The sequence below is a fragment of the Falsibacillus pallidus genome (assembly GCF_050990905.1).
GTDB classification, from domain to species: domain Bacteria; phylum Bacillota; class Bacilli; order Bacillales; family DSM-25281; genus Falsibacillus; species Falsibacillus pallidus_A.
Map to the genome: position 1 here is coordinate 660,478 of NZ_CP158866.1, position 22,889 is coordinate 683,366.

The window sequence follows — 22,889 nt, forward strand, 5'->3', positions numbered from 1 at the left end:
AACCCTGGAAGTGCACTGATAATCGCCCAAAGTGTTGAGATAAAAGCATTGAAGAAGCACAAGAACCGTCCCCCCTGCTCCCCAATCAATGGTACGATTGATAAAAAAATCAAATTTTCCTGCGAATTAATCGGTGATCCCACCGTTGTACATAATGAAGGGCTTTTCAATAACAAAAGGAGAAAAGAAAATGGCCGTTTCTAATCGGAATTTTATTAAACGTTTGAAAAAGCAAAAGGAAGATGCATTGGAATATGTGATTGACGTCTACATGCCATATGTGAAGGCGATTGCCATGAGGATTTTGCAGCCAATTGGCCAGCGGGATCTGGTGGATGACTGTATCAATGAGGTGTTTTTGGAGGTTTGGAAAAACAGTCATCAATTCAACGGAGAAGTAGAAGATTTCAAGAAGTGGATTGGTGTGATTACGAAATACCGAGCCATTGATTTTTACCGTGTCTATGAGAAGAAGGCAGCGCGGGAAGAAGAATTGGATGAAGTTGAATCCTTAGCAGCCAACAGGCAAAATGATTTGCTGGTGCAGGAGCAACGGAACGAATTGCTGTTTGAGTTAAGCAAATTAGATGAAGTGGACCGGGAAATTTTCATGATGAAATATTATGTGGGACTTTCGAATGGAGAAATTGCAGAGTCGCTGCAGTTAACAAAATCAGCGGTCGATAATCGGCTGTACCGAGGCAAGAAGAAATTGGCGAAAACGATTGAATTGAAGGAGGGGCTCACCCTATGAGTGAGGTTAAGAAATTAGTGGATATTTCAATAGATGACATTGAACCGGTGGAAGTCAGTGAATTGGAGAAAAGGCGCGTGAAGCAGCACGTTCTCGGGAGGAAAAAGAGACGAAAACCTTATCAGGCAATTGCCGCAGCGGCAGTGATTGTCATTGGTGCCGGGATTGCCGGGAGTTTTGCCGCCCCGTCCCTGGCTACGCAGATTCCAATCATCCAGAATATCATGAGCTACTTTACGGAGGAAGATTCTTATAATGAGAACTTTGCCAAAGTGGCAGCCGACATTTCCCAGACGCAAACGAGCAATGGGGTGTCAGTCATGGTTGAAGACGCTGTATTTGATGGTTCCTCCATTACGGTTTCCTATGCGATCCAAACGGACAAAGATCTTGGGGAAAATCCATATCTCAAGAATCCATTGGAAGTAAAGGGATCTGATGGTATGGGCGGTTCGGGACGCATTGAAAAAATTAATAGCAGCACTTATGTGGGAACGGAAAAAATAACCCCGCATTTTAATGGGAAAACACCGAATAGCCTGGCGGTGAGATGGGAGCCCAAAGCATTTGTTAATATGGAAACAAATGAATCTGTTAAGGGCGATTGGAAATTTGCATTTAATGTGCGTTCGTTGGAAAATCAGAAAGAAGTGGTGAATCAAACTGTATCAGCTCATGGCGTTTCAGTCGTGATTCAATCTCTTGAAACCAATGATCTATCAACGATTATTCACTATGGCCGATTTATCGATGACAAAGCGATTCTTGAGAAGTGGCCGGATGTTTCAGTAGAAATTAAAACGGCAGTCGATGATCTCGGGAATTCCTATAAGGTGGACAGCAACGGCGGCATCAGCCGAGACAACGGCATTTCCTTCGATGACAGCAGCACGATCAAGTCTGTGGATAGGAGGGCGAAATCATTGACTGTTGTACCAGTGATCTACTTCTCAAAAGGTTCAGGTGAGGGCCTAGATACGAAAGAGATGGATCCAATTCAGATTGAGTTGAAATAATTTTTGAGAGTGCCTGCCTTTTGGTGCGGAATGTGTGATTTCGGATCGGAGGGCAGGTTTTAGTTTTCTCATAAAAGGAAAGTTGAGCAATTATCGACGTAAGTGCGGCGGTTGAAACCTAAAGTTGAGCGGTTGGCGTCGAAAGTTCGTCGGTTCTCTTGAAAGTTGAGGGGTTAACGGCGAAAGTTCGTTGGTCGAGCGGTCAACCACGAAAGTGCACCCCTATCCGCAAAAAGTGTTGAGGAAGCACGAGAACCGTCCCCGTGCTTCCTCAGAATAATTACCAGGCCCTTGTAAATAATAGGAAAAAGAATTATCTACTTTATTTGGAAGGGATTTCAATTATATGCCACATAATACTCCCAAGCTTACGTCTTCAGAAATAGCATCGCTCTGGACTTCTTATATGCAAAATAGTATGTCGGAACAATTTTTGAAGTATTTATTAAATCATGTTGAGGATTCGGATTTTCAACCTATCATCGAGAAGGGGCATAGCATCTGCGTGAACCATCTTTCACAGCTGGTGGAAATTTTTCAGCAAGAGAAAATCCCCGTTCCAAATGGGTTTTCCCAGAGTGATGTGAATCTGAATGCACCCAGATTGTATACGGACACATTTATGATTCACTATTTAAATCATATGTCGAAAGCCGGATTGATTGGCTATAGTGGGTTTCTATCGATGAGTACCAGGAAGGATATTCGGAAGATTTTTCAAGAGACGCTTTTTCAAACAACGGAACTATATGATGAGAGTTCAGATGTCCTTCTGCAAAAAGGGTTGTATGTCCGGGCACCTTATATTGAATATCCGGAGCAAAAAGATTATGTAGATAGTAAAAGCTACTTACGCGGACTAAATCCCTTCTCAAGTAAGCGTCCATTGAATGCAGTGGAGCTGTCGCATTTAAACTTAAATATACAAAACAACATGATCGGTTCAAAGCTATCACTAAGTTTTGCCCAAGCTTCCCCAAGAAAAGAAGTCCAGGAATTGATGCTTCGAGGAAAAGATATTTCGGAAAAGCATATTAAGATATTCACGGAAACATTGCTCGATAATGATATACAAACACCTATATCTGCAGACGTTTCCATTACAAACTCCACTGCAGAGGTATTCTCCGATAAATTAATGATTTTTCATCAATGCATGTTGACTGCTGCGGGTACAGGCAATTATGCAATGGCCGCAGCAGCGAGCCAGCGAAGCGATTTGGTGTTTAATTATGAACGTCTCTCCCTCGAAATAGGGCAGTATGCGAAGGACATCGCCTCCTTGATGATTAAAAATGAATGGCTCGAGCAGCCGCCCGGTACGATGGATAAAGTGAAGCTGGCTAAACAGAAAAAACAGAATTGAGGAATTGCCCCCCGGTGGTAGCGCTGGGGGGGTGTTGTTTTATAAAAAAATGATAGTTGAGCGGTTCGCGGTGAAAGTGCGGGGGTCCAGGCAGAAAGTTGAGGGGTTAATGTGAAAAGTGCGGGAGTTGCAGTTGAAAGGTGAGGGGTTATTTCGAAAAGTTGAGCGGTCAACCACGAAAGTGCACCGGGTAACCGCCAAAAGTGTCGAGATAGCGATCCACGTAAAATGACAAACACAAAAAGGAAGCACCAGAACCGTCCCGGCGCTTCCTCGACAGATACTCAGCAGCACCCAGTCTTTTTACCATCCAGTGCTTTAGCATCCTCTTTCACTTCTTCAATTTTCACATTGCAGCAAGAGCTTTCTTTCTTTTGAAATATGCTTTTTAAAACACTCATCTTAAAACCCTCCTAATTAAATGATGTAGAATAAAAATCCTGATAATGTTGACATCGTAAAGACGGAACCGACGAATGCGAAGACTAGTTTTTTCTTGAAAATGCTGTTTAATAAAGTCAATTCAGGCAAACTGGCACCGGCAGAACTGATCATCAGGGCCATGACAGGACCTAAGGCCATTCCTTTGGCAATCATGATCTGAGAGATCGGAATCATGGTAGAAAGTCTGATGTAGAGCGGGATTCCGATGATTGCAGCGATCGGCACAAGCCACCACTTATCACCTCCCATAAATGTTGAGATCCAGCTGGTCGGTACGGCTCCGTGGATGATTGCACCGATGAAAGCCCCAATCAATAGATAAGGATACACGCTTTTCATCAATTGAAGCGTTTCTAGCAAAGCAGCTTTCAACTGAAATTTTTTATTCGGTTCTTCATAGCCTTTGACGACCACATTTTTAATTTGTTCTTCAAAGCCGAACTTTTCCAGTGCAAAGCCGATGATCACGGAAAGGATGGACGTGATTACTGTATATGCGGCTGCGACTTTCACTCCGAGAACAGCTGCCATCAATGTAATGATGGTCGGATCGAGCACTGGTGAAGAGAATAAGAAGATCATGACGATTCCAAAGCGGATTTTCTTGTTGAGCAGATTCACGACGACAGGGATGGTGGAGCATGAGCAGAATGGCGTGATAAAGGCAAATCCTAAAGCGACCAGTGCACTTACCAATGGATGGCTCTTTTCCATCAGCCGCTCCATTTTTTCATAAGGGATCAATCCTTGGAAAAGATTGATGAGAAAAGATATACCAACAAACAAAACCGTCAACTCTAAAGCAATGGATAAAAAACTATGAAATACTTCAGACCACATCACCATTTCCCCCTAATCATTAAAATTCACAGCATACTCTTTCGATTTTAAAATCACAGCAATCTGGCTTTACAGCAGCTGCTCTTTTGCTTTTTAAGTTTTTCTTGAACCGAATTGCTGTGATTTCCATCTCGGATCTTTCTTTTTTCATTTCATAAAAAGCTTTCAATTCCATTTCATTAAAATACATTGTGAACACTCCTTTTTATTTGCAATTTGCAAGTATTGATTTATATTTTAAGAGCAAGTGGATTCTTGCTCTTAAAGTAGTGGTTTACAACAAACAGTGGACTTAGCCATAGCGCCATTGAGAAGGTGAATTGATTTAATCACCATATCACGCTCGAACTCGCTCATATTTTCAAAAACTTCGTTAAGATATTCATTCATCTCCGCGTCTATCTTTGCAGCAAAATACTTTCCTTCGGTGGTAAGAGAGAGCTGGTAAACACGCCGATCTTCAGGAAGGGGCGATTTTTTGACAAGCCCCATTTTGACCAGGGTCTGAATTTGTCTGCTGAAGGTGGTGATATCCATTGCTATCGTGTCAGCCACTTGCTGCATTGAAGGCATATCATTCCGCAGGATTTCATATAGGATATGGCTTTGCACCATGGAGATTTCTGTTCCGCCCACTTGGCAGCAGTTCTTATTCAAAAGACCAAAGCGCCTTGTCATTACTTGAAACATTTCCCTTAAGTTTTCCATTATTTTCACCTCTTGATTTATTTATACGCTTATTATTTGCAAATTGCAACTTATTTTTATTGCAATTTGCAATTTTTTTTATTAGATAAAAATAGCCCTCTTCTCCCTTATTAAAATAAGAGGGGAGAGAGGGCTTTTGCATTGAGACTTATTTTGATTTTTCCATAACGGCAAAATAGTTTCCTTCAGCATCCGAGAAATTGAATACTTTGCCTGAAGGCATGATGACCATTTCTCCAACGGTTACCTGTTTGTTTGATAACTCGCTGTGAAGCTCATTCAGGTTTTCCGAGAAGAACATTAAAGATGGTGTACCGAGGTTTAGTTCTGGCGACATTTTTGCAATGAATTCTTTGTTGTGCAAAATGATGCTCGTTTCAGCGCTTTCTGATGGAGAAACCTCGATCCATCTCATTCCTTGACCATTGTCCTCTTCTGAAACCTTAGTGAACCCCATTTTCTCAGTCCAAAATTCTACAGCCTTGTCCTGATCGTTGACATACACCATGATCTGCCCGACCTTATGAATCATTCTCATTCCCCCATTTTAGATAGTAATTCCACCTATTAAATTCTACAAGGAAGATGAGTATCCTTTCTTAGTGTTCGACTCAGTGCAGAAAGATACAAAAGGACTACTGGTAGGAGTTTTTTAATTTGCCGGCTGCGCCGGATAGTTGGCAAGGGAGGAAATGTTTGAAAATGAGTATTTTATTTTTCGATAAAAGGATAGTTGAGCGGTTATCGTTGAAAGTGCGGCGGTTGGGGCCGAAAGTTGCGGGGTTAGAGCGAAAAGTTGAGCGGTTAGCTGAGAAAGTTGCGGGGTCCGAGCGAAAAGTTGAGCGGTCGGCGGCGCACAGTGCGGTGGCCAAGTGAGATAGCGCTCACTCTAAATGGACAAAAATAAAAAGGAAGCACCAGAACCGTCCCAGTGCTTCCCCCACCCGTGCTTCCCTATTCTCGTGGCAGTTTTATGACAAAAATGGCTCCTGAATTTTTTTGATTCATAGCTGAAATGGTGCCGCGATGAGCTTCAATAATGGCTTTTGTGATGGCAAGCCCGATTCCGGTACCCCCATTTTTTCCTTTGTAAAAGCGTTGGAATAGAAGCTGTTCGTTCTCTGAAAACCCCTCTCCATCATCAGAGATGCACAATTTTATCCACTTTTCCTCCAGTACAACATCTATTGTGATTTTTTCATTTGCATATCGGATCGCATTGGAAAGGATATTGTGCAGAGCTTGCTTTAAGCGATTTGCATCAACTGGCAATTTCACATCAGGTTTGGCGCTAATGAAAAACGAGATTCCTTTTTGGCTGGCTAGCATGGAAAGACTATCCGTCACTTCTTCAATCAAAGGGAGAAGAGGACGTTTCATAAAATGATAGGATTCTTTTGCATTTTCAAGCTTCGTTAAGAGCGTGATGTCTTCTACGATTTTTTTCAGGCGCTGGCTTTCTTTAATAATGATATCAAGGCTTTTCGGAATGTCCTCATCCTCGATTACTCCATCTAATATACCTTCAGCATTCCCTTGGATCGACATGAGTGGAGTCTTGAGTTCATGAGAAGTGTTCTGTAAAAACGTGTTTTGCTGCTGGTCGTATTGTTTCAGCTGCAGTGCGAGAGAGTTGAAGCTTGCAGCCAGTTCAGCAATTTCATCTTTGGACGTAAGTTCTAAGGGCTTGTAGTCTTCTTTGATTCGGAAACGCTGCATATGCCTGTTCAACGTTCGGATTGGGCGGGTGAGGTTACGCTCCAATACGATTGCAACGATAATGGCAATGAGCCCGGAAAAAATAAACCCGACGATTAACGTTCTCCTTAACAACGCACTTAACGAGAGAATATTTTCAATGGGTGATACTAAGGTGATAGATCCTTTTTTGACACCGGTCTTTGAACGAACGGGCAGCGTTTCCATCACATAGCGATCTTTATTCAACGTTCCATCTAAATAATCATTCAATACATTTTCAGGAAGGGTGGAATAGATGACCTCATCCTTGTTGTTTGAAACGATAATGCTCGATTGAATAAGCTTGTGCGCGGTTTTTACGTTTTTTACTTCAGATAGCTTAATGCGGATTTTTCTTTTTTCGAGTGTATCATTCATTAGGAGTTCACTCATGATCTTCGCATCATTATGGAGTTCTTTTTTTGCTTCAAGAAGTAAATACCGATGAGAAAAAACATGGAAAAGTAAACTTGTTATAAGGAAAATGGTCGAAATGATAATCCAGAACGACCACCTGATTTTTTTACCAATGTTCATATTAATCATCCAATCGATAACCGTACCCCCAAACCGTTGTAATCGTAATGGTAGAATGAGAGTCCGCTAGTTTTTTTCGCAGTCTTTTAACAAGATCGTCGATTAACCGGCCGTCACCGGTATAGTCATAGCCCCAAATCTTCTCAAGCATTTGTTCGCGAGTGAAGGGCTGCTTTGGGTGTTGAAAAAGAAATTCAAACAGGTCGTATTCCTTAGAAGTGAATTTCAGTTCGGTATCCTCTACAATCACTTGTCTCATCACAGTGTTTAAGGAAACGTTTCCTAATACCGTGTTTTCGATCGTTCGTTTCGGTTCCATTCGTTTAAATATGTTTTTGATGCGTGCAACGAGTTCACGAGGACTGAACGGCTTTGTTAAATAGTCATCACCACCGAGTTCCAAACCGATGATTCGATCGAGCTCAGCGTCGCGTGCTGACACGAATATGATTGGAATATCACTGCGTTTTCGTATCTCTCTGCACACTTCGATTCCGTCCATTTCGGGCATCATGATATCAAGCACGATTAAGTCTGGAGAAAGACGCTGCATTTCATCCACTACATATTTTCCTTCCGAAAATAAAGTCACCTTATAGCCTTCATTATGTAAATATTTCTGTAAAATATCGCGGATGTTTTTTTCATCATCAATGACAAAAATGTGTTTCATCGCAACCACCTCATTTCTATTTTTACACAAAAGAAGAGACAGGCATAGTACCCATCTCTTCTTATTATCACTTGGTTAGAGCAGCGATCATTTGATCCAAAATGGATGCTCGACCTTCTAGATTTTTGTTCCAAGAAGCTTGAAGCTCCAGCACTTTATTGATGTGGGTACGGGCTTGGTCTTCATCACCAGCTTTTAAAGCTGTTTTTGCAGCCTTACGCTCATCCCGTAATTGCTGAACGATGGATTTAGTCTCAGATGCATTTTCTTTTAATGAAGGTTTAATGGCTTTCAACGCTTTTAAAGCTTCCTTATCTTTGTTGTTTTTTGCCTGAACAACAAGATCGATCAGCTGGTCGCGCTTGTTGATCACAGATTTCTTAAGGTCAAGTCGTTTTTGCTTCAAATCATTGGATTGATGAAGTTCGGTTTGGAATGTTTCTAAAAACTTTCCTTTTTCAACCTTCGTCACTTGGTTCGCTTCTACCGTTGTGTCATTCGTGTTCGCAAAAACGTGAGCAGTTGTCGTGACTCCGGTAATCCCTAAAATTCCTGCGAGTGCTATTGCAGTTAGTTTTTTCATGTTTTTTCCCTCCTAAAGTGGTTGTTTCATAAATAGGATAACCACGATTTTTGAGAAAAAAGGGGAAAAAGTATGTGAAAAGTGTGTGAAAAAGAAAGGGAGAAGAGTAGTTAATTTGCCGGCTGCACCGGATAGTTGGCAAGGGCGGATGGGCTATTGGTAGGGGGGATTGTTTGTAAACAGCTTGGGGTTTTCCAATAAAAGGATAGTTGAGCGGTTAGTTGGAAAAGTGCGACGGTTGCGGTTGAAAGTTGAGCGGTCGGCGGGGAAAGTTGAGGGGTTAGAGCGGAAAGTTGAGCGGTCGGCGGCGAAAGTTGCGGGGTCCGAGTGAAAAGTTGAGCGGTCGCCGCGGAAAGTACAGTGGTCGAGCAAGAAAGTTGAGGGGTAAACGCTAAAAGTGGGGAGCAGCCACCACGCCATTTTCCTATCTTGACACCCAATTTTTTCTAATGGATGATGAGTGTAACAAACCGATGGGAGATTTCTATGAATCTGCAAAATCATCATTATTATTTTCTCGTTTTGAGAAAGTCATATAGCCAGTATGAGAATCATTGTGACATTCAGGTTTCGATGAATGAGTTGATGAATATTTTCTTTTGTACCCAAAAAAATGCAAAAATCATTGTGAAGAAGCTGGTGGATGAGGTATTCCTTGAGTTCCGGCCAGGAAAAGGGCGCGGCAACCTGTCAACGATTCTCTTTTTGGAGTCGCTTGAATCGAGCCTGCTTAAACAAATCGAAGTCCTCATTGCCAATCAGGAATTGACGAAAGCGTTGGAGCTGGTGAAGGAATTCGGGGCAGGGACAACGGCAGAAGAGTATGTCCAAAGCTGGATCCGCAACTATTTTGGCTATCAAAAGATTCATTCTTCCGAAGAGGAGTTGGAAGTACTTCGGTTTCCCATCTTCAGGCCAATCACCACGTATGATCCCACCAGAGTGTTCTTTGACTTGGATGCTCATCTTGTAAGCCAGGTGTTTAGCACTCTCGTTCAATACAGCCGTGAGACGGAGGAATTTTCACCATCCCTTGCTCACCATTGGGAAAGCAATGAATCGAAAACACGCTGGACATTTTATTTGCGGAAAAAAGTGCAGTTCCATAATGGGAAAGAACTGAACGCTAAATTGGTGAAAGCTTCCTTGGAACGGGTGAAAAACTCTCCCCATAGTTGGCTGGTCCAAGATATTGGAGAGATTGTGGTGGATTCCAAATACGCGCTATTAATCCAGTTGAATCGCCCTAATCACTTGTTTTTGCATTACACCGCAGCGGTGCCGATGTCGATTGTTTATCCTCCTGATTTTGAGGAAGGAATCGAATGCCCTGCTGGCACAGGACCATACAAGTTTGAAAAAGCTGATGCCGATGCCTGCACGCTGACGGCATTTGAAAATTACTACGGGTTCAGGCCGCATCTGGATTGCATCGAGATTATAAAGCTCTCTGAGGAAATGCAGGAAAAGAGAATGGAAGAGTCAAAGATTTTCTTGAATACCGATGAGACAAACGCCATCCCTGCAAAAGATTGGGAGAATCGGGCATCCATTTTCTCCGGAACCAATGTCCTTATCTTGAATGCTTCGAAAAAAGGTCCTTTGGCGAACGAAGAGTTCAGGCAGACCATTCAAGGCATGATCGATAGGGAAGAATTTTTAAAGATCGGTCATTCGAGAATGGGGGCTGCGTTTGGTTTTCATGTAACTGACCGAAGCAAGGCGGTTAACACTAGTGCAATAAAAGATGCCCCGCTTAATGAAAAAATCACCTTATCACTTATTACCTACAAAAGGCATGAGGCAGACGCCAACATTTTGAAAAAAATGCTTGAAGACTACGGCGTGCATCTTATTGTTAACATTTTGGACTGGGATAAAATCCTTTCAAAAGAGGTGCTGCTTGAGGCAGATATGGTGCTGTTTGAGGGGACTCCGAATGAAGGTCTGGTCTCTATTTTTGAACTCCTGTTATTTGAAGATGGCTTCATCTACCCGTTATTGACAGATGTGTGGAAAGAGAAAGTGGATGACTATGTGAATCGGATCAAGGCGGAAGGTGAGCATCCGAGGAGAATTGAAATGTATGGAGAACTGGAAAACGCATTGGTTAAGTCAGGCGTAATGATTTTCCTTGTTCATAAACAGTTGGACATTTCCTATGACTATGCCTTGGAAGGGGTGAAAATCACTCCCCGGATGTGGGTGGATTTTGGGGAGCTTTGGTATAAGGGTGGTCGCAATTAATAAAAAATGAGGTGAAGTGATGAAAAACATAGTGAAAGAAACGTTTAATCAACTTGCCAAGGTTTACGAAAACAGCGTGGATACTGATAGCCTATATAATTGCGAATATGAGAGACCATCAATGCTAAAGCAGATTCCAGAGAATTTAAGTGGTAAAAACGTTTTAGATGCGGGATGTGCGGCAGGGTGGTATACCAACCAGTTAGTACGTAAAGGTGCAAATGTTACTGCAGGGGATATTAGTCCTGAAATGGTTAATTCTACAAAAAAGCGTATTGGGGATAAGGCAAAGGTTATTTGTTTAGATTTAAGTGATAAGCTGCCATTTGAGGATAACTCATTCGATTTTATTATAAGTTCACTTACGCTGCATTACATAAAAGATTGGGATAATACTTTTAGTGAATTCCAAAGAATTTTGAAGCCTGGTGGCACCCTGTTGTTTTCGGTACATCATCCTATGACAGATATAAAATTACTTCCAGAACCTAGCTATTTCTCAACGGAATTAATAATTGACATATGGAATAAAGAAGGTAAATTATTTGAAGTTCCTTTTTACAGAAGACCCCTAATTGATATTTTTAACACAACACTTACCTATTTCTCTATTAAAGAAGTTATTGAACCGCTGCCTACGATTGCATTTAAAGAAAAAGACCCTGAAGGCTATGATCGGCTTATGAAAAGCCCGCAATTTTTAATTATTAATGCAAGTTTATAGCAATGAAAATAATGCATGCTGTTTCTAAAGAAAGGAGTAAAAATCATGGGAGATATTATTTTTCAGATGGCAATGATCCTCGCGATCGTGGTCATCGGCACTTATGTGTTTAAGGTCCTCCGCAGCAAGTGATTTATTTGAAACTTTTTCCTTTTTGACTCGTAGAATAAGTAATACGGGAGGGATTTTTATGTTTGAACAAATAAATGAGAGGCTTGTTGATGTGAAACAAGACTTGCGGAAAAAAGAGAAGGCAGAAGTGCAGCTGAAGGATTATCAGAAGGAATTGAAAACGATGGAGCAGACGATTTCGCGTCTGAGAAAACAGTTTGAATCGGAGAAAAAGGATGTTGAGAAGCTGGAGCGCGTCAGCCTGACAAACTTGTTTGCTACATTGTCCGGCAAGAAGGATGAGAAATTGTCCACTGAACAGCAGGAAATGATTGTCGCGCAGCATAAGCTGGAAGAGGCGGAGAAAACGAAGAAAGACATTGAAGGTGCAATGCAGGAACTCAATTTTAAACTGACCAGCCTGGGAAATGTGGAGGATGAGTACCGCCAGCTTCTTTTAGAAAAGGAACAGCTGATTACGTCGAGCTACTCGCCATCAGCTGAAAAAGTATTGAATGTTAGTGAGCAGGAAGGGAATCTGAAGGCGACCATCACGGAGCTGGATGAAGCGATTACGGCTGGCTGGCACGTGGAGAACAGGCTGGAGCAGGCGATCAGGTCGCTAGAGAAGGCTGAGAACTGGGGGACATGGGATATGTTTGGCGGCGGGATGCTTTCAAGTATGGCCAAACATGATAACATCGACAAGGCCGAGGACCATCTTCATCAGGCGCAAAAGAGCATGCGCCAATTTCAAAAGGAGTTGCTCGATGTAGAAGAAACTGCACAGATTGAAGTAGGAATTTCCGGCATGCTGAAATTCGCCGATTTCTTCTTCGACGGGTTCATCGCAGACTTCATGGTTCAGGGGAAAATCCAGGATTCATTAGATCAAGCAAGAAGTCAGCTGGAATCCGTGCTGGAGATCACAGACAGGCTGAAGGATCAAAAGGAAGAAAAAGAGCGAGAATTAAAATCAGTCCAAACACAAAAACGTGAGCTGATCGAAAGCTTGTAAACGACGGAGGTAGTAATTTGCATCATTATACGGGTTTCTTTATCATGCTGGCACTGATTTTGATCGTCATCATCCTTAACAGATACTTATACATATGGGTAAAGGCTGTCATCGTCGCGTATTATGCGGTCGTTTCCTATGTGTTCATCACAGTGAAAAACAAAATTGACCACCACTATGAGGATATCCGTCCTGTCCCAACTGCTTATTGGGATAAGAATTCCGGCTGGGTGGACAAAATAACGGGCTTCCTATTTTGGCCGCTGCTCGGCATTCTCCTCTTTATTTACTTTAAATGGTTCATGAGTGTGCAGAGTAGGAAAGAGAAATTATTGGTTCTATTGAGTTTGATACCGGTAGGCGCTATTTTCCTTTTCCTTACGTTTATATTCAATTTTGCTTACGGGTACCGGCCATAAATTGATGTATTCATCGGACATCAGAAAACCGCATCCAACGGTATTTTCATAGGCTTATTGAACGGAAAATTGAAGGGGGTGAAAGCAAATGACCATGATCGGCTATTTTTTCTGGGGATTCGTCTTGGTACTGGTCTTAGCAGCTGTCCTTATTCGTTTGTTCAAAAAAGATATGGCCCCGCCGGAAAAATCCGAAAGCCAGATAAAGGCAGAGACGGAGGCATACAACCAACAAAACCAGAATAACACACCGTTTCTTTGAGCAATCGCGACATTCTGCTGGGCTTCGCTGATTTCCTTTATAGTAACTGTACGGGTAGAGACTGCTGTTGGAGTGGTCTTTTTTTTTCGACAAAAACCGGGGCGTGACTGTCACTTCCCGATTTTTCTTCAATGAATTGGAAACTTTTTGCAGGATGATACGTCTCACAAGTAAGGGGGTTTTAAAATGAAAGTATTAGGTATGGTAGGCGGACTTTTAGGGATTGTCCTATCATTATTTTGTATGTTGTTTGCGATTGTAGATGATTCATATACTTTTGGGAATATTGGACTGTTAGGTGTGCTTGCTGGAATCATTGCAGTGATCGTTTCCTTTAGGAATAGGAGGTCTTCTGGGATTTGGCTGCTAGTCACAGCGGGAATGGGGATTATCGGGTTGGCGATCTTTTATACTTTGCCGGCGGTGCTTCAGGTGATTGCCGGAGTAGTAATGATTAAGAGAGATGGAAAATAGACTAAGTGATAAGGGATGAGCCAATGCGGATTAAACCAAAGGAGAGGAATTATGCCTGAAATCGATTATGAAAAGCAGCATATGAAAAAACTGACCAATTATATCTATGTTTCACTTTCAGCACTATTTACATTTAGTTTTTTGATTATGAGCACAGTGATTTTGTATTTTCCGATGGTCGGTATTTTGGATTTTCCGTATTTTCCGTCCAAAGCTGCTATTGCATCATTTTTCCTTGCTGTTTTATTTTCGGCATTTATCATTAGAAAGTTAGCAGGGAAAATATTGCTGACTTTTAATATTTGTCTGATGCTCTTTATGATTTTTGGGGGACCTTGAATTTAGCAGTAAATGGATGAGTTCTCTGATTAGGGGGCTCTTTTTTTATGCCTGAAATCTCTTTAAGGTAAAGTTGGGAGGTTAATGCTGAAAGTGGGGAGGTAACCGCAAAAAGTGGGGAGGTCAACGGAGAAAGTGCGGAGGTTAACCTGCAAAGTGCGGCGGTCGGCTCCGAAAGTGGGGAGCAAACAAAAAGAAGCAGCCATAATAGCTGCTTCTTTCTCAATACTTCACGGTAAATTGATATCCAGTAGCTTTCTTCGGAGGCATTTTGTATTCTTTAAAGAACAATTCGAGATTCGCCGGTGCATCTGGCAAAGCAGGTGAGATGACATAGGAATAAGAGGTGTGCGTATCGGTGCCACCGCCGCCTTCTTGCCTGCAATCGTACTCAATTTCCCTGCCTTCCACAGATAATTCATAAGTAATGTGCTCGCGTCGGTGGAACGGTATCTCGTCATCCGATTTCATTCGATCGACGGTCATATGAATGACGCTGGCATTCTGATATTGCCGGATAAATGTGATGGTATAAAAGAGATCGCCATTTTCAAACGACTTCATGATCGGAATGTTTTTCATGAATCCTTCTGGCTCTATGGATGGTTTGTATACATCTTCGTTTAGGAAATGAGAAAAAATGGAGTTTATGAAATCCTGGTAGAAGTCATATTTTTCAGCCCAAGAGGCGATGTACTCTTTATGAGGAAAACCGGGATTGTTCTCTGATCGTACTTTTCGCTCACGGATAAGACCTACGATTTCTTCATCAATGGATTCAATTCGCTTGTCATAGTGGTCAGTTGGTGGAGTGAAACGCATTCTTTTGAACATAAAAACCTCCAGAAAATTGTTGTTATCCCTAGTTTAGCATAATTTTCCACAAATATATAACTCCCAATCTACACGAAAAATAATAAGTATTTATTGAAAAACGATAAATATAAATGTAATATAAAGTCATTAAGAATTGTGAGGTGCGTTATGAAGCGAGGGACTACGTTTTTTTTGAAGACGGCTTTGGTTGTGATTGGCCTTATTATATTGGGGTTATGTATTTTTGCTTTGCCAAGGCTTGCGGGCTACTCGGCTGAAACATTTCCTGAATACGCGAGCTTAAGGTATCCGGTGTTGATCGGCATGTATGCGACGGCGGTTCCGTTTTTCATTGGGGTATTTCAGGCTTGGCGGCTGCTGCAGTACATAGAGAATAATGAGGCTTTTTCGAAATTGGCAGTCGGTTCGCTGGGGCTGATCAAGGTGTGTGCAGCTGTAATTGGTGCCATGTATATCATCGGCATGGTTGTGCTTATTTTTCAAAATGCCCTTCATCCGGGAATTGCGCTGATAGGGCTGGTCATAGTTTTTGCCACTCTGGTCGTTTCGGTATTTGCAGCAGTCCTGCAGGCGCTATTGAAAAATGCGATTGAATTTAAAGAAGAAAATGAGTTGACGATCTGAGGTGGGAACATGGCGATTATCATTAATGTAGACGTTATGCTGGCAAAGCGGAAAATGAGCGTTACCGAGTTGTCGGAACGGGTCGGCATCACGATGGCGAACCTGTCCATTTTGAAAAATGGCAAGGCGAAGGCGATACGCTTTTCCACATTGGAAGGAATCTGCAAGGCGCTCGACTGCCAGCCGGGAGATATCTTGGAATACCGAGAAGACGAAGATTGATCGATGGGGGCAAAAACCATGAATGCTTTCCAACAGCTTATGCGGTTTGGCTGGCAGCAGGCATTATCCTGTCTGTTTCCGGTTGTCATTTTTGCCTCGCTCGCCCTGACCCAAATCATCCCACTGCCACTGCTGCCTCGCTATGACTGGCTCTTGATTATCTGCCTGCTCATGCAGTGGGTCATGCTTCGGTCCGGCCTTGAAACGAAGGATGAACTGAAAGTGATTACATTGTTTCACTTGATTGGGTTAGCATTGGAGCTGTTCAAGGTGCATATGGGTTCTTGGGCATATCCCGACGAAGGCTACACGAAAATTTTCGGTGTGCCTCTCTACAGTGGATTCATGTATGCAAGTGTGGCAAGCTACCTTTGCCAGGCTTGGAGAAGGCTGCGTGTCGAACTGGTTGACTGGCCGCCGTTTTGGGTTGCAGCTGCACTTGCAGCGGCGATTTATTTGAACTTTTTTGTCCATCATTTTTGGATCGATGTCCGCTGGTGGCTATCAGGGCTTGTCTTGATTGTCTTTTGGAAAGCGTGGGTCCGCTACGAGGTGGGAGGAAAAAGCTACCGCATGCCGATTGCCCTTTCATTCGTTTTGATTGGATTTTTCATATGGGTGGCTGAAAATATCGCGACATTTTTCGGGGCATGGCAGTACCCCGATCAACGGGATGCATGGAGCCTTGTCCATCTAGGGAAAGTGAGCTCATGGCTATTGCTCGTGATTGTCAGCTTCCTGATCGTGGCGACGCTGAAGCAGGTGAAAGGTGCTGCTGTGGAAAGTGGATTTAATAAGAAGGTGGATGCCTGATCCCTGGTTGGGGTCGGGTTTTTCTTTTCTAAAAAAGAGGACTTATCCCATTTCATCAAGAAACAATGAGTAAAGATCAGAATCATAACAGGGGGAAGCGGAATGAAAACAATCGGTCTAATCGGCGGGATGAGCTGGGAATCTTCTGTTGAATACTATCGGGTGATCAATGAAGAAGTGAAAAATAGATTAGGGGGACTGCACTCCGCGAAGTGCATCATGTACAGTGTCGACTTTGAGGAAATTGAACGCTGCCAGTCGGAAGGGGATTGGGCGAAAGCTGGCGAAACCCTTGGAGATGCTGCGCATGCTTTAGAGATGTCAGGTGCAGAATTCATTGTCATCTGCACCAATACGATGCATAAAGTCGTGGAAGCAGTAGAGCAGAAAATTGAGATTCCTATTTTACATATTGCGGATGCCACGGCTAAGCAAATCCGCAAGGCAGAAATGAAAACAGTCGGACTGCTGGGCACGAAGTATACGATGGAGCAGGATTTCTATAAGTCACGGATTGCTGCGAGTGACATACAGGTGCTGGTTCCGAATCAGGAGGACCGGGAAGTAATCAATGGAATCATTTTTCAGGAGTTGTGTTTAGGGAAAATAGAGCCGTCCTCAAGAGATGTTTTTAGAAGAATCATCAAGGGGCTGATCGCCCAAGGAGCAGAAGGAATCATATTGGGGTGCACGGAAATCGGCCTCCTGGTTAAACCGGAAGATTCAGAGGTGCCGCTTTTTGATACCGCGGTGATTCATGCCCTTGAGGCTGTTGAGGCAGCATTTGAGAGTTAAGGAACTTATAGGGCAGCAAGCCAACGAATAACAAATATGACGAGGCCCACGATAAAAAGTCCAGAGCCATAAGTTCGAAACTTATCCTTTGTTTTGATAGCCTCCACAAGTGCCATGGCTAATAGAATGACAAATAAAATAGCAACCGCTATCGGGATGATAAGAGTCTTATAAAATTGATGGGTGATGCCTAATAAAACAATGATGATGCTAATGATTGTACCGGGTTTCATGGAAGCACCTCTTTTATTGTTCGTTTATCAATTTACACCCATGGATGCACAAATAGCCAATGTCCAGACAATCAGCATAAAAGAAACGGTCAGCCAAAAAGTGTTTCCTGCAGTCTTCTGGTCATGTTTAATTTTTTTCATGATTTCAACTAGATTGATGCAAAAAATAATAGCCAAAATCGGCGTTACAAATACACCGATAAAAATGAATGCGATCAAATTACGTTCACCCCTTTGCTTAATTTTAGCATAATATTCCAATGTTAGAAGTTAGAAATTTTCAAGGAAAGGAAAGTTGAAGGGTTGATGGGGAAAGTGCGTCAGTTCGGCCAGAAAGTTGAGCGGTTAAGCTGGAAAGTGCGGCGGTCGTCCCCAAAAGTTGCGGGATAAAATCGAAAAGTTGAGAGCAAAATCAGTCTACGCCAGTTAAAAACTCAATTTGACACTTTTGGAATAAAAAGGTATTGTTGAGTTAGCTACTTTGTTAAGCAAGGTAGCTTTATTTAAGATACCTATCTGGTTTTACAAGGTAGTTGAAAACTTTACTTGAGAGGAACCTGTAACATGTCTTTAAGAAGCCAATTGTTAAAGGGGATTTTAGATGGTTGCGTCTTAGCGGTAATTGAGCGGGGACCGGTGTATGGCTATGAGTTATCGAAGAAGCTCCAGGAAATCGGGTTGAGCGATGTAAGCGAGGGAACGATTTACCCGGTTTTGCTCCGGCTGCAAAAAAACGGTTTTATTTTCGGTAAAATGCAAGCTTCCGATTTTGGACCGAACAGAAAGTATTATTATTTGACCGAAGTTGGAAAAGAATCGCTAACAACCATCGCTGCAGAGTGGAAGCAGATATCAGCCCCGGTGAATTCATTATTTGAAGGGAGAGAATGACGTGAAGGCGAAACAATTAATAGAAGAAAATAATCGGAAACGAAGCCTTCTTACGAAAGAAAATGAGGAATACTACGGTGACATGCTGGTCTATATCCGCCTGACGCTATCATTGTCCGAGCAGCAATCCGAAGAAGTCCTGATGGAGATGCTCGATCATTTACTGGAGGGGCAGGAAGAAGGGAAATCGGCGCGCGAAATTTTTGGGGATGACCCGAAACGATATGCAGATGAGATCATTGAAAATCTTCCGAAAGAACAAAAACGAGAAATCTTTCCATTCCTACTCGGGATTGTACTCAATCTCGTGAGTTGGATGTTGATGATCCGCGGGGGAGCAATCTTAGTAGTTTCACAATTCAAGAGTGTGGATGATGCCGTCTATCCAATCACTGCACTCCTTGTTTTTGCAGTGATTCTCGCAACGATTTTATTCGATATCTGGTTTATATTCAAGATGGTCAAAAAAACACTGTTCAATCAAAATGTAAGTAAAAAGAAAGATACAATCAAAGTCGCTATCTATGTGGCGCTGTCGATGGGGCTTGTCATCGCAGTTGGCCAGTTTACTCCTAAGTTCGGTCCGGTAATTCACTATTCCTGGCTGGCGTCATTGTTGACTGGAGCTGTTTTGTGGGGGATAGTTACATTATTGAAGAAAACGGATATCGGATTTAGGTGATTTTTTTCATAAAAAGGGAAGTTGAGCGGTCGGAGATTCTAGCATCAAATTATTTCAAAAGGGAGACAAGGGATGGAGAACTCAATCACAAATTCTGAGGAATACGACAACCCAGTTTTATACGACAAGGAAAATGAATCATATAGACAAGACATTCCTTTTTTAATGAAATGGGCTTCTAAAATTGATGGTCCGATTATTGATTTAGCTTGCGGAACAGGAAGGGCCACCATCCCATTGGCAAGCAATGGCCACCAGCTTATCGGAGTGGATATACATAGTGCTATGTTAAGCGAGGCGAAAAAGAAGTCGGAGCGGCTTCAACTGCCGATAAAATGGGTCGAGCAGGATTGCACGAAGCTGGATCTAAATACGAAGAGCCATTTGATTTTCACAGTGGGGAATTCTTTTCAGCATTTCCTTACCAATGAAGATCAGGACGGTTTGCTGTTTTCTGTTAATAGACATCTAGAAATGGGTGGAACATTTATTTTCAACACAAGGTTTCCGAGTACTGAGGAGCTTCTCCAACCGGCCGAAGAAGAGTATTGGAAGACCTATACCGACACGGAAACTAAACAGCGGGTTGACGTTTATACGATTAGCGAATACGATGCGCTCAATCAAATCCAGCATTATGAAACTATTAGAAAGTTTATCAATATAGACGGCGTTATTATAGACGAGAAAAGAACGAATATCAGACTGCGCTACGTATTTCCAAAAGAGATGGAAAGACTTTTAGATAGCAGCGGCTTTGAAATCCTCGCCATCTATCAAGATTGGAATGAAACAGGCATTTCAAATAATAGTTATAGCATGATCTATGTTTGTAAAAAAGCAAGAAATAGGGAATGATATGTTAATATTTTCATACAAGATGAATTAGAAATCGGGGTTGGAGTATGAAGCAGATTTTACTAAAAACAGCTGATTGGATCAAAGGTCAAAATAGAAGGATCGTCATCGGTATATCCGGGCATGGCGCGTCAGGGAAGACGACTTTTGCCGGGAAGCTTCTGGCATTGCTGGGTGAAAATGATGTGAATTATATCAACACGGATCCTTATATTGTGGATTCTGGTGTGAGGAAGCACGCTGAGATCGACTATGAATATGAGGGCGAGAAGCATCATTTCAAGATGACGGCCTGTCATCCTGCTGCACACAATGCGCTGGCGTTGAAGCGGGATATCCGGATGATTCGCGACGGGCTCGACCTTTATACAATAGGGACGCATTATATGGAGAGTACGCTTGTATCATCCTCTAAAAATGCAACCATCATTGAAGGCATGACGACAGCTTTTGTTGACCGTGATTTGTTTGATTTGAAAATCTATTTATATACGGATGGAGAAACTGAGATTAAAAGAAGAGGTATCAGAGATGTGGACGAACGCGGCGCAGATTTGGAGTATCTGTTGCATTCCCATAATGAACGGCGGATTCAATATGAAGTATTCATGCATCCTTACCATCAGAATTTTGATGTCGTTATCCGGAATTCGAATGGAGATTTTGAGATAGAGAGATGTGATTTTCCGAGTTAGGGACATGGGGACAGGTTTACTGTCCCAGCTATTGTTTGTTAGGTTTTAAATTGATGGATAGCGCAAGGAAATACCGGAGCTGTCCTAATACTTCAGTTTACTTTGCATAGCCAAAACGAATATTTGACGAATTGGTCATTTTTTTTGCAAAATCAGCAGTATGAAAAACGAATGGAGATTTACTTGAAATGATCAATCATTTAACAGCGTTTTTAATACATCACCGCGAATTTGCCATCATCATCAGCATCGCCATCAGTACACTCATTTCCATCATTGGCTTCCTGCCATCCGCTTTTTTCACAGCTGTAAATATCAGTGTCTTTGGCTTTTCGATGGGGCTTTGGATTTCATTTCTTGGTGAGTCGATTGGGGCAATCGTGGCGTTTTATTTGTATCGGAAAGGGTTCAGGAAATTTACTCACGAGAAATTAAATGAGTACGAGCGAGTGAAGCCCTTGCTGACTGTGACGGGTAAGCAGGCATTTTTCTTGGTGCTTTCTTTAAGGATCATGCCGTTTGTGCCCTCCGGAATCGTTACATTTGCTGCCGCAGTAGGCATGATGAGTGGTTTGGATTTTTTCATCGCTAGTACAATCGGCAAAATACCTGCTATGCTGTTGGAAGCCTATTCTGTCAATGAACTGATGAATTGGACTGGGCAAGGAAAAATCATATTGGCAGCTGGATCCGTTGTGCTGCTCCTCTACGTGTGGAAGAAAATGAGGTCGTCATGATAGGTTTTGGGACAGGGGGACAGGTTTACTGTCCCGTTCCGGGTGTCCAAATGGCATTTTGCTAGAAGTTCTTTTGACTTTGCTGGAACTTTTTATAAAGTTGCTAGAACATCTAAATAAATTACTAGAACCCCGCAAAAATTTGCTAGAAACTTATATAAATAGACACGAAGGATGTGCAGAAATGGATTATATCAAGAATATGAGAAAGCTGATCGGTCATGAAACGCTTTTGACGGTCGGATGTGGGGTCATTATTGAAGATGATGGCCGAATTTTGCTGCAGCACCGAACAGATGCAGACAATTGGTGCATTCCCGGCGGCATGATGGAAATGGGCGAAACGTTTGAGCAGGCTGCTAAACGAGAAGCGTGGGAAGAAACGGGATTGAAAGTGGAGGAAATGGAATTGTTCGGCATCTATTCCGGGGAGAAATGCTTTGTGGAATATCCGAATAAGGACAAGGTGTTCAGTGTTCAGATTATTTTCAAGGCTAAGCAATTTACAGGGGAAATCAAGCTTGAGGATGTAGAAAGCAGGGAGCATCGTTTTTTCAGCAGGGATGAACTGCCTGAAAACCTGAATCCTAGGCAGAAGCCGTTTATTGTGGATTGGGCTGAGAACAAAAGCACTCCTATAATCAGCTGACTGGGACATGGGGACAGGTTTACTGTCCCATAACTATTCCCAATTATTCTGAATTAACCTTAGTTTTTCCCTTGTAAATATTCCTCACGCAGCAGCCCATACTGCACCAGATCATGATACTCATCAAATCGGGAAACATGCTGCCGCAGTTTGCCTTCATAGGTCATCCCGATTTTCTCCATGACCCTCCACGAACCCGGGTTGCCGGCAAACGCCTGGGCATAGACTTTATTGAGGTTCAGCTCATTGAAGGCAAGATCGAGCATGCGCTTTGCCGCCTCCGTCCCATAGCCGTTGCCCCAATATTCTTTCCCAAGCCAATAGGCGAATTCGCAGCGCTTGTGCCGCTCGTTGATGGTGAAGGTGATCATCCCGATAAATTCGTCGGTTTCTTTCAGCGTGATGGCGTATATGACGAAGCCGCCGTCCTTTTCTGCCGCGAGTCTGTCTTCAATGAACGCCTTCGCGCCGCCTTTTGGATAAGGATAAGGCATCCCCAGCGTCGTTTTGGCCACATCATAGTCGTTCGCCAGCTCTTCTACGCGATCTGCATATTTTAAATGCAGCGGCTGCAGCGCTAATCTTTCTGTTTCCATAC

The 22,889-nt window shown here is 42.6% G+C and carries 31 protein-coding genes; 20 read left to right on the forward strand and 11 right to left on the reverse strand.

The genetic code is table 11. The features are described from left to right. Positions 1 to 190 precede the first annotated feature (190 nt). The 3 genes from ABTV07_RS03420 to ABTV07_RS03430 all read left to right on the forward strand — a co-directional run bounded on the left by ABTV07_RS03420 (position 191) and on the right by ABTV07_RS03430 (position 3,136). Positions 191 to 754: a sigma-70 family RNA polymerase sigma factor gene (locus tag ABTV07_RS03420; RefSeq protein ID WP_433747518.1), complete on the forward strand. Its 564-nt coding sequence runs from the start codon at positions 191 to 193 to the stop codon at positions 752 to 754. Further along, positions 751 to 1,770, forward strand: a complete 1,020-nt coding sequence (locus ABTV07_RS03425) for a DUF4179 domain-containing protein (protein ID WP_433747520.1) — start codon at positions 751 to 753, stop codon at positions 1,768 to 1,770. The genes ABTV07_RS03420 and ABTV07_RS03425 overlap by 4 nt, the downstream gene beginning before the upstream one ends. Positions 1,771 to 2,116: 346 nt before the next feature. Further along, positions 2,117 to 3,136 (forward strand): DUF3231 family protein, encoded by a 1,020-nt coding sequence (locus ABTV07_RS03430; RefSeq protein WP_433747523.1) that lies wholly within the window; start codon positions 2,117 to 2,119, stop codon positions 3,134 to 3,136. A 417-nt stretch (positions 3,137 to 3,553) separates the two neighbouring features. On the opposite strand, the gene ABTV07_RS03435 is transcribed toward ABTV07_RS03430, so the two are convergent. The 7 genes from ABTV07_RS03435 to ABTV07_RS03465 all read right to left on the reverse strand — a co-directional run bounded on the left by ABTV07_RS03435 (position 3,554) and on the right by ABTV07_RS03465 (position 8,661). Beyond that, the gene (locus ABTV07_RS03435) at positions 3,554 to 4,420 is read right to left on the reverse strand and encodes a permease (RefSeq protein WP_433747525.1); all 867 of its coding nucleotides are present in this window, start codon (positions 4,418 to 4,420) and stop codon (positions 3,554 to 3,556) included. 19 nt (positions 4,421 to 4,439) lie between these two features. Continuing rightward, the gene (locus ABTV07_RS03440; RefSeq protein ID WP_433747528.1) at positions 4,440 to 4,610 is read right to left on the reverse strand and encodes a hypothetical protein; all 171 of its coding nucleotides are present in this window, start codon (positions 4,608 to 4,610) and stop codon (positions 4,440 to 4,442) included. A gap of 71 nt (positions 4,611 to 4,681) precedes the next feature. Next, complete coding sequence (locus tag ABTV07_RS03445) at positions 4,682 to 5,128, reverse strand: MarR family winged helix-turn-helix transcriptional regulator (RefSeq protein WP_433747531.1); 447 nt, start codon at positions 5,126 to 5,128, stop codon at positions 4,682 to 4,684. Positions 5,129 to 5,276: 148 nt separating this feature from the next. After that, positions 5,277 to 5,660, reverse strand: a complete 384-nt coding sequence (locus ABTV07_RS03450) for a VOC family protein (RefSeq protein WP_433747533.1) — start codon at positions 5,658 to 5,660, stop codon at positions 5,277 to 5,279. A 422-nt stretch (positions 5,661 to 6,082) separates the two neighbouring features. Continuing rightward, on the reverse strand, positions 6,083 to 7,405 hold the full coding sequence (locus ABTV07_RS03455; RefSeq protein ID WP_433747536.1) for a sensor histidine kinase: 1,323 nt from the start codon (positions 7,403 to 7,405) through the stop codon (positions 6,083 to 6,085). 1 nt (position 7,406) lies between these two features. Then, positions 7,407 to 8,078, reverse strand: coding sequence for a response regulator transcription factor (locus ABTV07_RS03460; protein ID WP_433747539.1), 672 nt, complete (start codon positions 8,076 to 8,078; stop codon positions 7,407 to 7,409). Between the two features lie 67 nt (positions 8,079 to 8,145). Further along, positions 8,146 to 8,661 (reverse strand): hypothetical protein, encoded by a 516-nt coding sequence (locus tag ABTV07_RS03465; protein ID WP_433747542.1) that lies wholly within the window; start codon positions 8,659 to 8,661, stop codon positions 8,146 to 8,148. Between the two features lie 486 nt (positions 8,662 to 9,147). On the opposite strand from ABTV07_RS03465, the gene ABTV07_RS03470 reads away from it, so the two are divergent. The 7 genes from ABTV07_RS03470 to ABTV07_RS03500 all read left to right on the forward strand — a co-directional run bounded on the left by ABTV07_RS03470 (position 9,148) and on the right by ABTV07_RS03500 (position 14,255). Continuing rightward, positions 9,148 to 10,908 carry an ABC transporter substrate-binding protein gene (locus ABTV07_RS03470; protein ID WP_433747544.1) on the forward strand — a complete coding sequence of 587 codons (1,761 nt, stop codon included), beginning with the start codon at positions 9,148 to 9,150 and terminating at the stop codon, positions 10,906 to 10,908. 19 nt (positions 10,909 to 10,927) lie between these two features. Then, the gene (locus ABTV07_RS03475) at positions 10,928 to 11,632 is read left to right on the forward strand and encodes a class I SAM-dependent methyltransferase (RefSeq protein WP_433747546.1); all 705 of its coding nucleotides are present in this window, start codon (positions 10,928 to 10,930) and stop codon (positions 11,630 to 11,632) included. A gap of 190 nt (positions 11,633 to 11,822) precedes the next feature. Then, on the forward strand, positions 11,823 to 12,761 hold the full coding sequence (locus ABTV07_RS03480; RefSeq protein WP_433747549.1) for a hypothetical protein: 939 nt from the start codon (positions 11,823 to 11,825) through the stop codon (positions 12,759 to 12,761). Between the two features lie 17 nt (positions 12,762 to 12,778). After that, positions 12,779 to 13,180 (forward strand): hypothetical protein, encoded by a 402-nt coding sequence (locus ABTV07_RS03485; RefSeq protein ID WP_433747551.1) that lies wholly within the window; start codon positions 12,779 to 12,781, stop codon positions 13,178 to 13,180. A gap of 88 nt (positions 13,181 to 13,268) precedes the next feature. Next, entirely contained in the window at positions 13,269 to 13,442 is a 174-nt protein-coding gene (locus tag ABTV07_RS03490; protein WP_433747553.1) for a hypothetical protein, read from the forward strand. A 186-nt stretch (positions 13,443 to 13,628) separates the two neighbouring features. After that, positions 13,629 to 13,916, forward strand: a complete 288-nt coding sequence (locus ABTV07_RS03495; RefSeq protein WP_433747556.1) for a hypothetical protein — start codon at positions 13,629 to 13,631, stop codon at positions 13,914 to 13,916. Positions 13,917 to 13,967: 51 nt separating this feature from the next. Continuing rightward, positions 13,968 to 14,255: a hypothetical protein gene (locus ABTV07_RS03500; protein ID WP_433747558.1), complete on the forward strand. Its 288-nt coding sequence runs from the start codon at positions 13,968 to 13,970 to the stop codon at positions 14,253 to 14,255. A gap of 222 nt (positions 14,256 to 14,477) precedes the next feature. Here the strand turns inward: ABTV07_RS03500 and ABTV07_RS03505 are convergent, their stop codons facing one another. Beyond that, a complete protein-coding gene (locus tag ABTV07_RS03505; protein WP_433747561.1) occupies positions 14,478 to 15,089 on the reverse strand; it encodes a hypothetical protein in 612 nt (203 codons plus the stop codon). 150 nt (positions 15,090 to 15,239) lie between these two features. On the opposite strand from ABTV07_RS03505, the gene ABTV07_RS03510 reads away from it, so the two are divergent. The 4 genes from ABTV07_RS03510 (at position 15,240) to ABTV07_RS03525 (ending at position 17,546) form a co-directional block, all read left to right on the forward strand. Beyond that, the gene (locus tag ABTV07_RS03510) at positions 15,240 to 15,716 is read left to right on the forward strand and encodes a DUF2975 domain-containing protein (protein ID WP_433747563.1); all 477 of its coding nucleotides are present in this window, start codon (positions 15,240 to 15,242) and stop codon (positions 15,714 to 15,716) included. Positions 15,717 to 15,725: 9 nt separating this feature from the next. Then, positions 15,726 to 15,938: a helix-turn-helix domain-containing protein gene (locus tag ABTV07_RS03515; protein ID WP_114747176.1), complete on the forward strand. Its 213-nt coding sequence runs from the start codon at positions 15,726 to 15,728 to the stop codon at positions 15,936 to 15,938. 18 nt (positions 15,939 to 15,956) lie between these two features. Then, the gene (locus ABTV07_RS03520; RefSeq protein WP_433747567.1) at positions 15,957 to 16,751 is read left to right on the forward strand and encodes a DUF817 domain-containing protein; all 795 of its coding nucleotides are present in this window, start codon (positions 15,957 to 15,959) and stop codon (positions 16,749 to 16,751) included. 102 nt (positions 16,752 to 16,853) lie between these two features. Continuing rightward, positions 16,854 to 17,546: an aspartate/glutamate racemase family protein gene (locus ABTV07_RS03525; RefSeq protein ID WP_433747570.1), complete on the forward strand. Its 693-nt coding sequence runs from the start codon at positions 16,854 to 16,856 to the stop codon at positions 17,544 to 17,546. 5 nt (positions 17,547 to 17,551) lie between these two features. On the opposite strand, the gene ABTV07_RS03530 is transcribed toward ABTV07_RS03525, so the two are convergent. Both ABTV07_RS03530 and ABTV07_RS03535 read right to left on the reverse strand, forming a co-directional pair. After that, positions 17,552 to 17,779, reverse strand: a complete 228-nt coding sequence (locus ABTV07_RS03530; protein ID WP_433747573.1) for a hypothetical protein — start codon at positions 17,777 to 17,779, stop codon at positions 17,552 to 17,554. A 27-nt stretch (positions 17,780 to 17,806) separates the two neighbouring features. Then, on the reverse strand, positions 17,807 to 17,998 hold the full coding sequence (locus ABTV07_RS03535; RefSeq protein WP_433747576.1) for a hypothetical protein: 192 nt from the start codon (positions 17,996 to 17,998) through the stop codon (positions 17,807 to 17,809). Between the two features lie 345 nt (positions 17,999 to 18,343). Between ABTV07_RS03535 and ABTV07_RS03540 the strand changes: the two genes are divergently transcribed. From ABTV07_RS03540 to ABTV07_RS03565, 6 genes are all read left to right on the forward strand, one after another. Next, positions 18,344 to 18,670 carry a PadR family transcriptional regulator gene (locus tag ABTV07_RS03540; RefSeq protein WP_433747579.1) on the forward strand — a complete coding sequence of 109 codons (327 nt, stop codon included), beginning with the start codon at positions 18,344 to 18,346 and terminating at the stop codon, positions 18,668 to 18,670. Between the two features lies 1 nt (position 18,671). After that, positions 18,672 to 19,352, forward strand: a complete 681-nt coding sequence (locus ABTV07_RS03545) for a DUF1129 family protein (protein WP_433747581.1) — start codon at positions 18,672 to 18,674, stop codon at positions 19,350 to 19,352. 72 nt (positions 19,353 to 19,424) lie between these two features. After that, the gene (locus ABTV07_RS03550; RefSeq protein WP_433747584.1) at positions 19,425 to 20,210 is read left to right on the forward strand and encodes a class I SAM-dependent methyltransferase; all 786 of its coding nucleotides are present in this window, start codon (positions 19,425 to 19,427) and stop codon (positions 20,208 to 20,210) included. A 47-nt stretch (positions 20,211 to 20,257) separates the two neighbouring features. Further along, positions 20,258 to 20,905: a uridine kinase family protein gene (locus ABTV07_RS03555; protein ID WP_433747586.1), complete on the forward strand. Its 648-nt coding sequence runs from the start codon at positions 20,258 to 20,260 to the stop codon at positions 20,903 to 20,905. A gap of 188 nt (positions 20,906 to 21,093) precedes the next feature. Further along, positions 21,094 to 21,642 (forward strand): TVP38/TMEM64 family protein, encoded by a 549-nt coding sequence (locus ABTV07_RS03560; RefSeq protein ID WP_433747589.1) that lies wholly within the window; start codon positions 21,094 to 21,096, stop codon positions 21,640 to 21,642. Between the two features lie 184 nt (positions 21,643 to 21,826). Beyond that, positions 21,827 to 22,291, forward strand: coding sequence for an NUDIX hydrolase (locus ABTV07_RS03565; RefSeq protein ID WP_433747592.1), 465 nt, complete (start codon positions 21,827 to 21,829; stop codon positions 22,289 to 22,291). A 59-nt stretch (positions 22,292 to 22,350) separates the two neighbouring features. Here the strand turns inward: ABTV07_RS03565 and ABTV07_RS03570 are convergent, their stop codons facing one another. Continuing rightward, on the reverse strand, positions 22,351 to 22,887 hold the full coding sequence (locus tag ABTV07_RS03570) for a GNAT family N-acetyltransferase (protein WP_433747595.1): 537 nt from the start codon (positions 22,885 to 22,887) through the stop codon (positions 22,351 to 22,353). Positions 22,888 to 22,889: the final 2 nt, after the last annotated feature.

Coding starts and splice junctions, on each gene's coding strand:
- ABTV07_RS03420 (WP_433747518.1), top strand. CDS start 191: ATGGCCGTTTCTAATCGGAATTTTATTAAACGTTTGAAAAAGCAAAAG.
- ABTV07_RS03425 (WP_433747520.1), top strand. CDS start 751: ATGAGTGAGGTTAAGAAATTAGTGGATATTTCAATAGATGACATTGAA.
- ABTV07_RS03430 (WP_433747523.1), top strand. CDS start 2,117: ATGCCACATAATACTCCCAAGCTTACGTCTTCAGAAATAGCATCGCTC.
- ABTV07_RS03435 (WP_433747525.1), bottom strand. CDS start 4,420: ATGTGGTCTGAAGTATTTCATAGTTTTTTATCCATTGCTTTAGAGTTG.
- ABTV07_RS03440 (WP_433747528.1), bottom strand. CDS start 4,610: ATGTATTTTAATGAAATGGAATTGAAAGCTTTTTATGAAATGAAAAAA.
- ABTV07_RS03445 (WP_433747531.1), bottom strand. CDS start 5,128: ATGGAAAACTTAAGGGAAATGTTTCAAGTAATGACAAGGCGCTTTGGT.
- ABTV07_RS03450 (WP_433747533.1), bottom strand. CDS start 5,660: ATGATTCATAAGGTCGGGCAGATCATGGTGTATGTCAACGATCAGGAC.
- ABTV07_RS03455 (WP_433747536.1), bottom strand. CDS start 7,405: ATGAACATTGGTAAAAAAATCAGGTGGTCGTTCTGGATTATCATTTCG.
- ABTV07_RS03460 (WP_433747539.1), bottom strand. CDS start 8,078: ATGAAACACATTTTTGTCATTGATGATGAAAAAAACATCCGCGATATT.
- ABTV07_RS03465 (WP_433747542.1), bottom strand. CDS start 8,661: ATGAAAAAACTAACTGCAATAGCACTCGCAGGAATTTTAGGGATTACC.
- ABTV07_RS03470 (WP_433747544.1), top strand. CDS start 9,148: ATGAATCTGCAAAATCATCATTATTATTTTCTCGTTTTGAGAAAGTCA.
- ABTV07_RS03475 (WP_433747546.1), top strand. CDS start 10,928: ATGAAAAACATAGTGAAAGAAACGTTTAATCAACTTGCCAAGGTTTAC.
- ABTV07_RS03480 (WP_433747549.1), top strand. CDS start 11,823: ATGTTTGAACAAATAAATGAGAGGCTTGTTGATGTGAAACAAGACTTG.
- ABTV07_RS03490 (WP_433747553.1), top strand. CDS start 13,269: ATGACCATGATCGGCTATTTTTTCTGGGGATTCGTCTTGGTACTGGTC.
- ABTV07_RS03495 (WP_433747556.1), top strand. CDS start 13,629: ATGAAAGTATTAGGTATGGTAGGCGGACTTTTAGGGATTGTCCTATCA.
- ABTV07_RS03500 (WP_433747558.1), top strand. CDS start 13,968: ATGCCTGAAATCGATTATGAAAAGCAGCATATGAAAAAACTGACCAAT.
- ABTV07_RS03505 (WP_433747561.1), bottom strand. CDS start 15,089: ATGTTCAAAAGAATGCGTTTCACTCCACCAACTGACCACTATGACAAG.
- ABTV07_RS03510 (WP_433747563.1), top strand. CDS start 15,240: ATGAAGCGAGGGACTACGTTTTTTTTGAAGACGGCTTTGGTTGTGATT.
- ABTV07_RS03515 (WP_114747176.1), top strand. CDS start 15,726: ATGGCGATTATCATTAATGTAGACGTTATGCTGGCAAAGCGGAAAATG.
- ABTV07_RS03520 (WP_433747567.1), top strand. CDS start 15,957: ATGAATGCTTTCCAACAGCTTATGCGGTTTGGCTGGCAGCAGGCATTA.
- ABTV07_RS03525 (WP_433747570.1), top strand. CDS start 16,854: ATGAAAACAATCGGTCTAATCGGCGGGATGAGCTGGGAATCTTCTGTT.
- ABTV07_RS03530 (WP_433747573.1), bottom strand. CDS start 17,779: ATGAAACCCGGTACAATCATTAGCATCATCATTGTTTTATTAGGCATC.
- ABTV07_RS03540 (WP_433747579.1), top strand. CDS start 18,344: ATGTCTTTAAGAAGCCAATTGTTAAAGGGGATTTTAGATGGTTGCGTC.
- ABTV07_RS03550 (WP_433747584.1), top strand. CDS start 19,425: ATGGAGAACTCAATCACAAATTCTGAGGAATACGACAACCCAGTTTTA.
- ABTV07_RS03555 (WP_433747586.1), top strand. CDS start 20,258: ATGAAGCAGATTTTACTAAAAACAGCTGATTGGATCAAAGGTCAAAAT.
- ABTV07_RS03560 (WP_433747589.1), top strand. CDS start 21,094: ATGATCAATCATTTAACAGCGTTTTTAATACATCACCGCGAATTTGCC.
- ABTV07_RS03565 (WP_433747592.1), top strand. CDS start 21,827: ATGGATTATATCAAGAATATGAGAAAGCTGATCGGTCATGAAACGCTT.
- ABTV07_RS03570 (WP_433747595.1), bottom strand. CDS start 22,887: ATGGAAACAGAAAGATTAGCGCTGCAGCCGCTGCATTTAAAATATGCA.